The sequence below is a fragment of the Pseudomonas sp. AP42 genome, assembly GCF_001728935.1.
In the GTDB taxonomy this organism is placed as follows: Bacteria; Pseudomonadota; Gammaproteobacteria; order Pseudomonadales; family Pseudomonadaceae; genus Aquipseudomonas; species Aquipseudomonas lactis.
This window is the reverse complement of the sequence record NZ_LYSO01000011.1, coordinates 73730-87057: the sequence shown is the minus strand read 5'-3', so window position 1 is coordinate 87057 and position 13328 is coordinate 73730. Positions and strand designations below refer to the sequence as shown.

Below are 13328 nucleotides of genomic sequence, written 5' to 3'. Positions count from 1 at the left end.
GGGGGCGTCATGACCATTGTGATCACCTCGAAACATGACGGTTTCCGCCGTTGTGGCATCGCCCACGCCAACTCGGCAGCGCGTTACCCGGATGACTTCTTTTCGGAAGCGCAGTTGCGGGCTCTGTCAAAAGAGCCTCAGTTGATCCTCGCTTATGAGGAGGATGAATTCGACCAGGTACAGGACCGCCGCGATGAAAACCTCCAGGAAGTCGATGTATCGAAAGCGGCCGGCACCTCTGAAAGTGCCTTGCAGAGCTTGGGTCAGGCAGACCCTGCGGCAGTGGGTAACGCTGGGCTTAACCTCCAGGACGGAGCCAGCCATGGGCTTGATTTGTCGCAGGTAGGTGGTGGTGTTTCGGCAGATAAGGTCAAGCCTGAGCCAGACCTTGAAGCACTTTGGACCGCCGCGCTCCTGGAAGCCGAGCAACGGGAAGCGGCCAAACCGAACGCAGAGACCGAAACGCTTTGGGATGAAGCGATTGCGGAGGATGTACTGCGGGAGACGGCCAAAGTAACGGCGACGAAGGCACCAGCAAAGCCGAAAAAGGCAGCGGATAAATGAACCTCTCGCTGCCGTCCGCCAGTCAGCTCCTGGTCCGCTTTGGCCCTCGTGACATCACCCAGATTGCAGTCGCGGACACCGACCGAGTCATCGAGCCTGAGCTGCTGGTAGCCGCTGCCGCTGGCAAGCCGTTGGATGACTGGCCTGCGGAAGAAGTGGCCATCGCGGTCATGGCGTTGGCCAGGATCGCTGACGCGGTCACTCGGGCGCGTAGCGAAGTTTCGTTTTACCTACGGTTCCGTGCGGCTGGAGAGGATGCTCCCGCATGGGTCACGGATGACCTGGCCGAGATCGCCCGCTACCACCTGTACGACGATGCCGGAAAGGAAGATTCGACTGTGCGGGTGCTTTACAAGGACGTAATCAAGCGCCTGGAAACCTTGGCCAAGGAAGACAAGGAGCGTGGCGCCTCGGATGGTGGGCAGTCTGGTCTTCAGATCAGCCACCAGCCTCGGCTGATGACCCGTACCACGTTGAGGAACTTGTAATGCTGGGCGAGCTGGAGGACTTGATCGAGGCACGGCTCAGGGAGTTGAGCGTGAAGCTCCCGCGCCTGACAGTCGCCAGCTACGGCGGCGAACTGAGCGACCCTGATCTATTGTCGGGCCTGCTCAAGCGTTGTCCGGCGATCTTGCTGATGGTGCCCAAGGTGACGTTCACCCGGAAAAGCACCACCCGTTACACCTTACCGATCACGTTCAGACTGGTCATTGCTGCGCGTCATCCACGCGGCGAAAGGGAAACTCGGCGCGGAACAACGCCCACTGACATTGGCACATACGCGTTGTGGGAGGCCTGCATGCACCAACTGGTTGACTGGCAACCGTGGGTTGATCGTGCCGCTATCAGACCAACTGAACTTTCCAACCTGGTCAACGGAAAGTTGGCAAGCGACCACCTCTCAGTCCTGGGGCAATCGTTCGTCATCGAACTGGACTGGGAGAAACCGAAAGAGGCGTTGCCTGACTTCCTGGGCATCACCATGGAATACCACACCCCGTCGGATAACCCCGAGCCGGTGGCCACCGATAACATCGAACTGAGGGACGTGTAATGCACGTTATAGCTGCACCTGGTCATCGGGTGCCCACGGAAAACGATCCGTACACGTACATCGAAGAGGCCGAGGCAGTCGACGTGCCGGACACCTCTTACTACCGGCGCCGTGTGGCGGCGCAGGAGCTGCTGACCGTGAAGAAACCGCGTGCCAGTGCCAAACAACCCGCACAGGAATCCACTGAATGAGCATCGAATTCGACACGATCCCGGCGTCTATCCGTAAACCTGGTGTTTACATGGAGTTCAACACCAGCCTGGCACAACGGAACCTGCCGACCAACAAACAGAGCGTGTGTTTCATCGTTCCCCTGGGCGAAGGGGCAACCGTTGAGGCCAACGTGCCGACGCCGTTCTATAGCGCACCGGAGGCTAAAGCCTTGTTCGGCAGCATCATCGCTGGGGAAATGGCCGACGCCTTTATCACGGCTTATCGCTACGCCGCCGTGTCGGCCGTGGGCGTGGTCGTTGAGGGCGATGTAGAACCGGACATCAAAGCTGCACTGGACGCGACTGCGCTTGGCGGATTTACCATCCTGGTCCCGGCCTGGAACAGCAGTACGGCACTGACCTCGTTGCGCGAGCACATCAAGGTCTACACCAACTCGATGGAGCAGCAAGGCATTATCGGCGTTGCGGCTTTGACCAGCACGCTGTCCGCCGCCACCACCTTGGCGACGTCGCTGAACTCCGGCGCGATCAGTCTGGCGGTGTTGCCAGGCACTGCATCGAAACCGCACCAGGTGGCCGCGGCCTATGCCGCGATGATTGCCTCGGAAGAAGATCCGGCGCGGCCGCTGAACACCCTAGTACTAGCCGGGATCAAAGTGCCGCCCATCACTCAGCGTCTCGGCCGTACCGAGCAGGAAACCGCTCTGGCTAACGGTGTCACGCCGCTGGAAGTCGCGGCGGGCGATGTCATTCAGATCGTCCGTGCCGTGACCACATATACCAAGTCTGCTGCGGGCGCCACAGACGTTTCGCTGCTTGACCTGACCACCATTCGCACCCTGTATTACATCCGCATGGCGTGCCGTGACCGTATTCGCCTGCGCTTCCCGCGCTCCAAACTTTCGAAGAAAACCCCTGCGGCGGTACGCGGCGAGCTGCTGGACGTGCTGCTCAAGGCGCAGGAGCTGGAGATCGTCGAAGAGGTCGAGGCCAACGCGGCCGGGCTGGTGGTCGAGCGTTCTACCCAGGACGCAAACCGCCTTAACAGTTCCATTCCGGCCGATGTTGTCAACGGCCTACACGTGTTCGCCGGTCGTATTGACCTGCTCCTGTAAGAGGTGATTTTAGATGGCTGATAGCTATGTAGGGCAGATTGTCCTGGAGATCAACGGCACTGACTATGAGGTGACCAGCGTTGAGCCGAGTCTCAAAACCGGTCGCAAGGTGGTCAAGACCATGAACCGTACCGGCCGACCTTTGGGCACGGCAAATGGCATTGAGGAACACGAGCTGAAAATCTCGGTACCCATTCCGAAAACCGGTGAGCCGGATTGGCGTGCCCTGATGGACGCCAAGCTGACCATCTATCCGCAGGACGGTGGAAGCAAGCGTCAGACCTGGACGGGCTGTTCCCTGATGGAAATGGGCAGCAAATACCAGGTAGAGGGTGAAGCCACCCGTGACCTGACCATCGCTGCTCTCAACTACTACACGGAATAACGTTATGACCGAACAAGTGGATAAAAAGTGGGACGGTTTAACCATCACCCGCGACCTGGCCGTCGGTGTTTACTTCGCAGGAACACGGCATAAGCGCTTCACTCTGCGCGCTCCCGTAGCGGGTGATTTGATCGGTGCCCATGAGACGTATCCAGGTGCGCCGTGGCATCTCACAACCATTGAAGTTTTCCGTCGCCAATTGCTTTCGATTGGGGACATTCCAGCCGAGAACTTGACCACTGAATTGCTCCGCGAGTCATTGCTGGAAAGCGACTTGGCCATCATCGCCGACGCCGATGCTGAACTGGAAAAAAAGCTCGCGCCGCTGAGCGCGGCAACGCTGACTGGCGACGAATCGAACACGCCTTCGTCCGGCACGGCTACCGGCTAGAAGAGCTGCGCCAGATGACCAGGGCCGAGATCGATGCTCGTATTGATCTGATCATTGGCAAGGTCAAAGGCACACGCTATGTCAGTCAGCGCCAGCGCAAGGCGTTGCCTAAACCCAGATGACAGGCTCGACACCGGGCCTTTCTTGTCCCTGTAAGTCCGTCTCCAGGAGTTATCCATGTCCGATCTGCGCGTCGCGCTTCGTTTCCAAGCCCATGCAGGTAACAGTCGGCGCGAGATCGAGCAGATCAACCGCGACCTGCGCAAAGCGGGTAAAGAAGGCGCTAAGTCCTTGGCTGATGAAAGCTGGAAGGCTTCCTCTGCCATCACCAAGGTCGGCCAGGTCGGGGCCAACAGCTATAAAACCATTCGTGCAGCCATGCGCGAAACCGCCGTTGCCGGTTCCAGCACTCGCATCGAGGTCAGCAAGACTTCTGTCGAACTTAAGGAGATGGCCACCGCCGCTCGCAAGGCAGCGCGTGACGCGAAAACTGAATTGGTGAGTACCGACCGACAAGGCGTGCAGCCCTTGCGTCAGAGCGTCGACAAGACAGAAGCGTCGTTCCGACGCATGGCTCAAAACAGCGGCCGCAGTCTTCGGACCTTGAAAACCATCGCTATGGGGGTACGTCAGGAGGTTGATCGCATCAAGGGCCTGGGCGGCAGTATGCAAGGTCAGCTTGCGGGGCTTGGCGTCGGCGTTGGGGTCATTGCTGGACTGAAATCCAATGCCAATTTGGAGCGTGTATTGATCCGCACAAAACAAACTGCGGGGATGACCAACGAACAAAAGGAAGAATGGCATACCGAGGGCTGGCGCATCGCTAAAACTTACGGGGCCAGTCGAGAAGACGTAGATACCGGATTCAATACATTGATCGCATCTGGCGTGAAGTACGATGCAGCAAAAAAGACTGGCGATGCGATTGGCCAAGCTAATGCTATTACTGGTGCTAACCCAGCAGTTTTAGGCGACGCAGTTGTTGCTGCGTCTGCTGCATTTAACATTGACTTGAATAAAGAAGGTGCCGCGCTTGATCTTCTGCAAAAAATGACAGTTGCGGGAAGGCTTGGTAATGCTGAGCTTGAAAACTTGTCTGGCCTGTTTCCAAAAATCGGTGGCGCCGCAGCGGCTGCGGGCATGTCGATTGAGCAAGCATTAGCATTCACCGAATCTTTATCCAAGGTGGAGTTACAGCCCGAAAGACTTGGCACGCTAGCTGAGTCGACGCTGCGCGTATTCAGCACTAAAGAGTATAGAGAGCAAGTTACCAAGCAAACTGGCGTCAAATTTTTCAATAAAGATAAAAGCTCACGTAACCCGGAAGAAATTTTCAGCGAAATAAAGCGTAAGTATGAAGCAATGAAAAATGATGAGCAGCGCGCCAAGTTCATGGGCATTGTTTTCAAGGGCATGGACCAGGACACCGTGCGTGGCTGGCGCAGCATGCTAACTGGCGACCGGCTGAATGACTTAAAGTCGGGTGCTAAAACGCTGGGTAATGCTGAACCTATTTACAGCAAAGACTTGAAAGAAAACACCGAAAGCACAAGTGGTACTGCCGCACGCATGAAGGCAACACTGGCTGAGGCCATGGACCGTATGGCAACTCCGTTGAATAAAGGCCTTGCCGATATGGGCTCTTACTTGTTGGACGACCTGAACTTGTCGGGCACGCAGATGCTGGCCGGTGGCGCTGCTCTCGGTGTCGGTGGTTACTATGCCGCTCGCGGAGCCAAATCTGGCGCAGGTGCATTGATCAACAAGTTCATGGGCGGCCCTGAGACTTTGAAGAACATCGCCGTGGGCAAGGTGCTGGAAGAGGCAACAGGCGTGACATCAGTGTTCGTCACCAATTGGCCTGGTGGTGCCGTTCTTAGTGGTGGCGGGCCAGATCTGCCAAATGGTTCTGGCCCGGACAAGGCCAAGGGTAAGCCGGGCGGATTTATCGCGCCGTGGTTGGCTCCGTTGGCACTCGGTGCTAGTGCAACTCAATTAGGTGGGGACAGCGCAAGTACTGATGCAGGCAGGCTGCGTGATGCTCAACGCAGCAAACTGCTCGACGACGATCAGCGTACTTACCAAACATCCTTCTACCGTAATCGCATGGCCCTGGCCGACAAGAACCCCGACCAGTCATCTGATTGGCTGTCCACCGAGGCGCAGCGCCTGGCGCACCATGAAACCGGCCTTACGGCTGCGGGCCTGCCTATCGATGGCGCAAATACCTGGGCGCAGGGCATCTCCAATCGCGCCCTGGCTGCGGGTGCCGACACCTTCACCGCACAACAACGCCTGCGGGACATGATGTCGCAATCTGGAACAGCGCAGCCATCGACCTGGTTAGCTTCCCAGGCACAGCGCCTGGCTAATCCACTATCAGCGGCCACCACTCCGGGTTTTCCTGGCATTGCGGGCAACACTCCCGCACCAGGTGCAATCGGTGCCAATCCTGCCGCGCAAGCCGCTGAGGATCGCCTCCGTTCGTTGCTCGCCCAGCCCCTGGTAATCGAAGTGCGTACTGACTCGCGGATGATCCAGGCCGAGGTCGAACGCCGAACTGACATTCAAATGAGGCGCGGCGGATGAGCTGGGCAGAGAACTTGCTGGATGCTTCTTTCCGTGGCGTCCCGCTCCAGGTCGAAAGCGAAAGCCTGCAATGGCAGCGCGCTTTGTCTGAGCATGGAACGCCTTTCAAGGATGGCGACCGGGTCAAAGACCTGGGCCGTGGCGCCCGACGCATTCCCATGCAAGTGGTGGTGTTCGGCGTCAACTATGAAATCGAACTCCAGAACATTCTCCGTACCCTGAATACACCAGGTACAGGCGAACTGATCCACCCGATCTACGGCAGCATGAATGTCGTCAGTAGTACCGGCGAGGCCAAGCACCACGCCGAGCGGCCGGACTATGCCGAGATCAGCGTCGTGTTTGTGGAGGACACGCCCGACGCACCTTTCTTTGAGCGGCAGTTTGAGTTCGTCGATATCGGCGTATTGGGGCTGGAAGATGAATACACCTGGCAGGACGGCATCTTTGATCTGTTCGGCCGCATTGACTCCCTGGTCAGCGAGATTCAATCGTGGATAGGCGGGGGCTGGGTCGGCCTGCTCGAAAAGGCCTTGGGCCTGCCGGGTATTGGCCTGCGCCTGCAACAACTGCGCTCGCAGATCCTCGGCGTGGTGTCCGGCGTTGGGTCGATGGCTAAGCGACCGTCAGGGGCGTTTGATCCCTTGGTCGACCTGATGCGCACGCCCTCTGAGATTCGAAGCGCCATCCAAGGCAGCACGCCCAGTTCGTCGACGGCGCTACTCGCTCGTACCGGCGTGCCCGCAGCCTTGCCAGGCAATGCCAGCCTGACAGCGGATGCGGCGCGTGCAGGGGCGGGCTTTTTGATCGGTGCGCGCCAGGGCGTGGCGCCTACCGTCGGCCCGCTGACTGAGGGCGCACCGACTATTCCGGGTAACGTCCTGGTGCTGCTGCCCGATGGAATGCCAGACGATCCGGTGATCGCTAACGGTTTCGCCCTGGTTGTCCTGGTCATCACCGAACTGGCGTTGGCCCACGCCCAGGCGGTAGCTACCGTCATCGAGGACGAAGCCGACACGCCGACCTTGAGCCCGCTGGAGTTGGAGGGCCTGGTTAACCTGGTGCGCTCCCTGGTGCAGTCGTCCATCTTGCTGCAACGTCACCTATACGACGTGGAAACCGCCCGGCCGATCATTGAGGCTTTACGCAACGTCGCCGCATTGATTCAGGCCCGCGCCCGTCAGGTGATTTTGCAAAGTCCGCCAATGCTGGAGCGCGTGGTTGAAACCCCGGCGAGCCTACGTCTTTTGGCTCACCGCTGGTATGGCGACCATACCCGTGCTGTCGAGCTGATCCGCCTGAATCCCGACCTGAAAACCCCGCACAACATTCAAGCCGGTGAGGTGCTACGTGCCTACGCCAAGTAACGTCCTGGACGAATCCATACGCCTTTCCATTGGTGGCCTGTCGCATGAAGAATGGGACGGCTGGTCAGTTGAGTCGGACCTGCTGACCGCCGCTGATGGTTTCGAACTGGAGCTGTACACCAAGGACGCCACCCGCTTGCCCAGTGTGCTGGCCGAGGGCGCGCCGTGCTCGCTGACCTTGGGTAAGGATCGCGTCTTGACCGGCCAGGTCGACGAGTTCGAACATGACATCTCCCGTCAGGGTATCTCTATGCGCATCACCGGCCGAGACCGTGCGGCGCCCCTGGTCGACTGTTCCGCGCCGTTCGTTTCGATGCGGGAAGCCACGTTGGCGCAGATCTTGGATCAGGTCGTAAAGCCGCTGGGCATCACTCAAATAGAAATCCGCGCAGCCCAGGCCAAGACCAGGCGCCGTGTGCAGGTCGAGCCAGGTCAAAGCGCATGGGAGGCATTGCTCCAGGTCGCCGAGGCCAACGGCCTGTGGCCGTGGGTCGAGCCTGATGGCCGACTGATCATTGGCGGGCCGGACTACAACGCCGCGCCAGTCGGCACGCTGATCATGCGGGAAGACGGCGTCGGCAATAACATCCAACGCCTCAGCGTGCGGCGTTCTATCGCCAATCGCTACAGCCAGATCACCGTCTTGGGCCAGCACGGCCAGTACGACAATGACGGCCTGGACAGCAAGCGCGCCCACCTGCGTTCGGTCATCCAGGACGAAACTCTGGCCCGTCGCGGGATCTTCCGGCCGAAGGTGATTATCGACAGCTCCAGCGAGAACCAGGACATGGCTACCACCCGTGCCCGCAAGCTTCTGGCCGATAGTCGTTTGGAGGGTTTCGAGATCCGCGCTGTGGTCATGGGCCACCGTGCTGATAACGGTGAGGTCTGGAGTCCAGGTCAGCGCATCATCGTGCGTAGCGAGCCCCATGGGCTCGACGCAACGTATTTCCTGATGGCCCGCACCTTGCGCCTGACCCGTGGCGAAGGGCCTATCACTGAGCTGCGATTGCGCGAAGACAAGATGTGGGTGCTGGACAGCAACCCCACCAAAAAGCGCAAGGGCAAGAGTAAGAAAGGTAACCCCGACGCGGCATTAATCGAAATTATCAAGGGGGCATGATGAGCAATATGGCGCGCCTGGTGCGCGATCAGGTCAGTCGGGTGATGAGCAACGTACGCCAGGCGTTTCGGGGTACGGCGGCACGTAATACCCATGGCACGTTGATTGGCATCGAAATGGAAGGGCTTGCGGGTGAGTCCGTTTCAGGGGAGCTGATGCAGCACTATGGATTCAGTTCGGCGCCGTTGCCTGGTGCTGAATTTATCGCGATTCCTGTAGGCGGTAACAGCAAGCACACGGTCGTCGTAGCCAGCGAGGATGGGCGTTATCGGGTCGTGGTCAAGGATGGCGAAGTGGCTTTGTATACCGATGAAGGCGACTACATCCACATGAAGCGCGGCCGGTTGATTGAGATTGAAACCGACACTTTGGTGGTGAAGGCCAAGACCAAGGTTCGTTTTGAAACGCCCCTGGTCGAAATGAGCGGGGATGCAAAGGCTGATGGCGAGATCACCGACCATACCCGAAGCATGCAGCAAGATCGCGATCTGTATAACGCGCACGGCCACCCAGATGGACCGCCGCCAGATCCGCCTCAATAGGCCTAGTTTGCTCGGATGTAAATATTCTTAAACCCCGCTGATACTCAGCCGGGCGAGCCTGCGCGTCAGTATGCCAACCTATGGACGCAGGCATAAACCCAACCACTGGCGACTTGACGGGCCAGCGTATCAATACGCTGGGCAACGCCGTTTACATCCGCCTCATGACACCCCTCGGCACCTGGTGGAAAGACACCACCGTGGGCTCCCGCCTGCATGAGCTAAAACGCTCCAAAGACGTCGCACGGGTTAGCAAAAACGCCAAGCAGTACGCCGCTGATGCTCTCAAGCCATTACTTGAAGACGGTCGCGCCGAAACCATAACTGTCAGCGCCGAGCAGCCCCACAACGGCTGGCTCTATCTTCACATCGAAATTATCGACGCTACCGGCAATCCGCAGGTATTTCGCCACCCTGTAAGAGTGATTTGACATGGCCTACACCGGTCGATCCCTGGACGCCATTTTGCGGGACATCCTGCGCGATATTCGCAACCTTCAAGCCGAGGCCGATATCGGCCCGGACAGCGATAACTATGTACGATCAGCCGCTGTGGCGTCGGCAATCGAGGGCCTGTATCAAAAGCTGGCCTGGCTCTATCGGCAGATATTCCCGGACACCGCAGATGAAGAGGAACTGATTCACTCGGCCGGGCTTCGTGGTGTCTTCCGTAAAGACCCCGTTGCGGCAACTGGTTCCGTAGCTTTAAAGGGTACGCCCGGTGTCGAACTGCTGATCGGCGCCACCTTGAGGCACGTTGTCACGGGCGAACTGTTCACAGCTAAAACTGGCGCGAAGATTGGCACCGACAGCACCGCCGTGGTCCTGGTCGAAGCTCAGACCGTCGGTGTAGCTCTCAACGGCCTGACCGGCGCTCTGGTCCTCACCAGTCCGCCCCTGGGGATGGACTCGGCAGCAACATTCGTGGGCAAGACCACGGGCGGCGAAGATGAGGAAAAAATCGAATCCCTCTTGGCGCGCTACCTCGACATTCTCCGGTCACCCCCGGCCGGTGGTGCCGATTATGACTACCGCCGTTGGGCGCTGGAGGTCGAGGGTGTTGCCGATGCCAAGGTTATCCCTAAGCGCCGTGGTGGCGGAACTGTCGATGTCGTCATCACCGCCAGCACCGGTACGCCTTCCGCCGAGGTAATTGCGGCCTGCCTGGCACATATCCAAAGCCTGTGTTCTGTCATCGTCGATGTATGGGTCTACGCACCGACGATTCGCACCGTCGATTCCACCGCCAGAATTGAACTGGCCCCCGACTTCACCATGGCCGACGTGCAGGCTGCCGCGCAGAAGGCTTACAACGTCCTCTTGGGTGCTTTAAAACCGGGTGAGTCCCTCAAGAGATCCCAAATTGAGGCAATGATCAACAACTTGGCGGGCGTTCTGGATAGGTCTGTTACTACACCGACCGGTAACGTCCAGGCATCTTATGATCCAAAAATCATTGGTTGGATTCGGCCAGGGACCATCACTTTGGGGCTGATGGAATGACCACACTCGCTGATCAGCTCCGGCTACTCCTACCGCCTGTTTCCTATGATGGCTCGGCACCTTATCTGTCAGCCACCATCGAAGCCGAAGCCAATGCGATGGACTTGGCAGACACCCAGGCAAGCATGGTCTACAACGCCATATTCCCAGACTCCGGCGAGGGCCTGACTGACTGGGAGCGCGTACTCGCGCTGCCTGATCCCTGTCTGGTTGGCCAGGCTCAAACTGTCGGCCAGCGCGTACAGGCTGTTGTCAGCAAATTGCAAGGTCGTGCAGGTCAAAGCAAACCCTTCTTTATAGCCCTGGCAAAGTCCATGGGCTACGACATCACCATCACCACATTCCGACCAGCACGTGCAGGAATTGCGCGGGCTGGCGACCCCATAAATGGGGGCGACTGGAATTTCACCTGGCGGGTTAACGCACCGAACGTAACCGTCAGCCATGCCAGGGCAGGTGCTACTGGCGCTGGCGATCCTTTATCCGCCTGGGGCAATCGAGCCCTTGAGTGTCGGCTGGGGCAAATGAAGCCCGCAGAATCTATTTTGCTGTTCGGTTACGGAGACAACTAATGCAGAAGATCAGCGACAGCACCAACACGGCAAACGCCGCTGGTGAGTTCACCGAGGGCAATCCAGGGGCGGGCGTCGATGCGACGTTGCTTAAGGCTGCTTGGCTTAATGCCGTCCAGCGCGAACTGGTGCACTTGGCAATGGGAGCGGGCGCGCCCCTCGACTCAGCTGACGATTATCAGATATTGAACGCGGTCAAGGCTGTTGCTCAGGCAAAAGCGGCTGCGGCTGCGGCAGGGAAAGCCGATAAAGGAACATCTTTAGCTGATTACGATATTGCTATTGCCAGTCAGGCGGAAGCCGAGGCAGGGACTGATAACTCAAAGGCATCTACATCGTTGCGGGTTGCGCAGTACGTGACCAAGGTACTGAAAGGCTTTCAGGCATCGCTGGGCTTCGCGCCCGTGCAGCAAGGGGGCGGTATTGGGCAAACCTCTGGCACAGCAAATAAAGTCGTAATTGGTTGGTCGCCGGAGGGGCGTCTCAAAGTCACGGTCGATAGTTCGGATCTAGGGTATGTGGCGTTCACATCCAATCTGCAAGCCTTGGTCGATCAGATCGTTGCCGACCCTCCCGCTAACCTTGATACGCTGGAAAAGCTGGCGTATGCGGTGGGCAATGACGCGAACTTTGCGCAAAATCTCAATGTAAAGCTCAGCAATAAAGCCGATACAGCATCCAGCCTGACTGGCTATGGAATTGCTATTGCCAGTCAGGCGGAAGCCGAGGCAGGGACTGATAACTCAAAGGCATCTACATCGTTGCGGGTTGCGCAGTACGTGACCAAGGTACTGAAAGGCTTTCAGGCATCGCTGGGCTTTGTGCCTGTGCAGCAAGGCGGCGGCATTGGGCAAACCGGTACGACTGAAAATAAAATATTCCTTGGGTTCGGCACTAACAGCAGATTAAAGGCGACTGTAGACAATACGGATTTAGGTAGCCTCATTACTGATAAAGACACGGCGCAAGAGGGCGTGGCCGGCATTATCAGATTGGCGACGCTCGCCGCCACACAGCAGGGCTCAGACACCCTTTCTGCGGTAACACCTAAGAACCTTCGGCTAGGCTTCTTCGTCAGCCTGGGCGCGACGGGTTACATCGTTTTTCCAACTTGGATGGGGAGCTTTATGTTCCAGTGGGGTCGGTACTCATTGACTGCAAATTCAGGGGCTCAAGTTGCCGTTAACTTCCCAATTCCGTTCGGGACGGTACTACACGCTTGGACAGGGGTTGATGGCGCAGCAAACGACCAGATCGGCACTCAGGGGATTACAAGTACCGCAATGATTGTTGGCAAGGGGTCTGCGGATAGCGCGCCTAGGACGGGCTCATGGTTCGCGATTGGAGGGGCATTTTGATGGCTGATAAATATGCGACATTTAAACCCGATGGGACATTGGACCTGCGTCTGATCAAAGGTCTGCATACCCTTCCAAAGGGTGCGGTGAGCGTTGATGAGGAGCTATGGGTCCGTTTGATCCAGGAAACTGATGGTATCTGGACCCTAGGCAAGGACGGGGGTATTTCGAAAGTCGAGCCCGCACCGCCTACGCAAGAAGAAATCGCCCGACAGTTGACACTTACCATCGCAAATACTCGCTATGAACGTGAAATCGGCGGGATCGTTGTCCAGGGCATGTCTATCGCCACGGACGACCGCAGCAAGGCTTTAATTGCTTCGGCCGCCTTGCAGGGGATGCGCAATCCCGAGCATGTCTTGAAATGGAAGACGTCCGATGGGTTTGTGGAAATCTCCGGCTCTCAACTGCTTGCTGTGGCAGACGCTGTAAATGAGCATGTCCAAGCGTGCTTTGAGCGTGAACATGAGCTACTCAATGCGCTGAATGCTGGAGAGTTTACCGAGATGATGCTTGGCGAAGGGTGGCCCCAATACGCTGAAAGCCCCCGGTGACTGCTTGCGCCGGAGGGCGGCCGCATAGGGTGCCAAAC

General features: G+C 58.1%; 16 protein-coding genes. All 16 read left to right on the top strand.

Annotation, left to right across the window (positions count from 1 at the left end; genetic code table 11):
• The first annotated feature begins 9 nt into the window (after positions 1-9).
• Entirely contained in the window at positions 10-564 is a 555-nt protein-coding gene (locus A7K61_RS06655; RefSeq protein WP_069557228.1) for an HI1506-related protein, read from the top strand.
• Positions 561-1052, top strand: a complete 492-nt coding sequence (locus A7K61_RS06650) for a phage protein Gp36 family protein (RefSeq protein WP_069557227.1) — start codon at positions 561-563, stop codon at positions 1050-1052. The genes A7K61_RS06655 and A7K61_RS06650 overlap by 4 nt, the downstream gene beginning before the upstream one ends.
• A complete protein-coding gene (locus A7K61_RS06645) occupies positions 1052-1618 on the top strand; it encodes a phage protein Gp37 (RefSeq protein WP_069557226.1) in 567 nt (188 codons plus the stop codon). The genes A7K61_RS06650 and A7K61_RS06645 overlap by 1 nt, the downstream gene beginning before the upstream one ends.
• Positions 1618-1809 (top strand): hypothetical protein, encoded by a 192-nt coding sequence (locus A7K61_RS06640; protein ID WP_069557225.1) that lies wholly within the window; start codon positions 1618-1620, stop codon positions 1807-1809. The genes A7K61_RS06645 and A7K61_RS06640 overlap by 1 nt, the downstream gene beginning before the upstream one ends.
• Positions 1806-2906, top strand: a complete 1101-nt coding sequence (locus A7K61_RS06635; RefSeq protein ID WP_069557224.1) for a phage tail sheath C-terminal domain-containing protein — start codon at positions 1806-1808, stop codon at positions 2904-2906. Before A7K61_RS06640 ends, A7K61_RS06635 begins: the two co-directional genes overlap by 4 nt.
• Before the next feature lie 13 nt (positions 2907-2919).
• Positions 2920-3291: a phage tail protein gene (locus A7K61_RS06630; protein WP_069557223.1), complete on the top strand. Its 372-nt coding sequence runs from the start codon at positions 2920-2922 to the stop codon at positions 3289-3291.
• A 4-nt stretch (positions 3292-3295) separates the two neighbouring features.
• Positions 3296-3682 (top strand): hypothetical protein, encoded by a 387-nt coding sequence (locus A7K61_RS06625; protein ID WP_069557222.1) that lies wholly within the window; start codon positions 3296-3298, stop codon positions 3680-3682.
• A 177-nt stretch (positions 3683-3859) separates the two neighbouring features.
• Complete coding sequence (locus tag A7K61_RS06615; protein WP_256557713.1) at positions 3860-6271, top strand: phage tail tape measure protein; 2412 nt, start codon at positions 3860-3862, stop codon at positions 6269-6271.
• Complete coding sequence (locus A7K61_RS06610) at positions 6268-7638, top strand: DNA circularization protein (RefSeq protein WP_069557220.1); 1371 nt, start codon at positions 6268-6270, stop codon at positions 7636-7638. The genes A7K61_RS06615 and A7K61_RS06610 overlap by 4 nt, the downstream gene beginning before the upstream one ends.
• A complete protein-coding gene (locus A7K61_RS06605) occupies positions 7622-8761 on the top strand; it encodes a phage baseplate assembly protein (protein WP_256557712.1) in 1140 nt (379 codons plus the stop codon). Before A7K61_RS06610 ends, A7K61_RS06605 begins: the two co-directional genes overlap by 17 nt.
• A 44-nt stretch (positions 8762-8805) precedes the next feature.
• Entirely contained in the window at positions 8806-9303 is a 498-nt protein-coding gene (locus A7K61_RS06600) for a phage baseplate assembly protein (RefSeq protein WP_371914719.1), read from the top strand.
• Positions 9304-9383: 80 nt separating this feature from the next.
• Positions 9384-9734 carry a phage GP46 family protein gene (locus A7K61_RS06595; RefSeq protein ID WP_069557218.1) on the top strand — a complete coding sequence of 117 codons (351 nt, stop codon included), beginning with the start codon at positions 9384-9386 and terminating at the stop codon, positions 9732-9734.
• Between the two features lies 1 nt (position 9735).
• Positions 9736-10806 (top strand): baseplate J/gp47 family protein, encoded by a 1071-nt coding sequence (locus A7K61_RS06590; RefSeq protein WP_069557217.1) that lies wholly within the window; start codon positions 9736-9738, stop codon positions 10804-10806.
• Positions 10803-11378 carry a YmfQ family protein gene (locus tag A7K61_RS06585; RefSeq protein ID WP_069557216.1) on the top strand — a complete coding sequence of 192 codons (576 nt, stop codon included), beginning with the start codon at positions 10803-10805 and terminating at the stop codon, positions 11376-11378. Before A7K61_RS06590 ends, A7K61_RS06585 begins: the two co-directional genes overlap by 4 nt.
• Entirely contained in the window at positions 11378-12736 is a 1359-nt protein-coding gene (locus A7K61_RS06580) for a hypothetical protein (protein WP_069557215.1), read from the top strand. The genes A7K61_RS06585 and A7K61_RS06580 overlap by 1 nt, the downstream gene beginning before the upstream one ends.
• Positions 12736-13290, top strand: a complete 555-nt coding sequence (locus tag A7K61_RS06575) for a DUF4376 domain-containing protein (protein ID WP_069557214.1) — start codon at positions 12736-12738, stop codon at positions 13288-13290. The genes A7K61_RS06580 and A7K61_RS06575 overlap by 1 nt, the downstream gene beginning before the upstream one ends.
• Positions 13291-13328 lie beyond the last annotated feature (38 nt).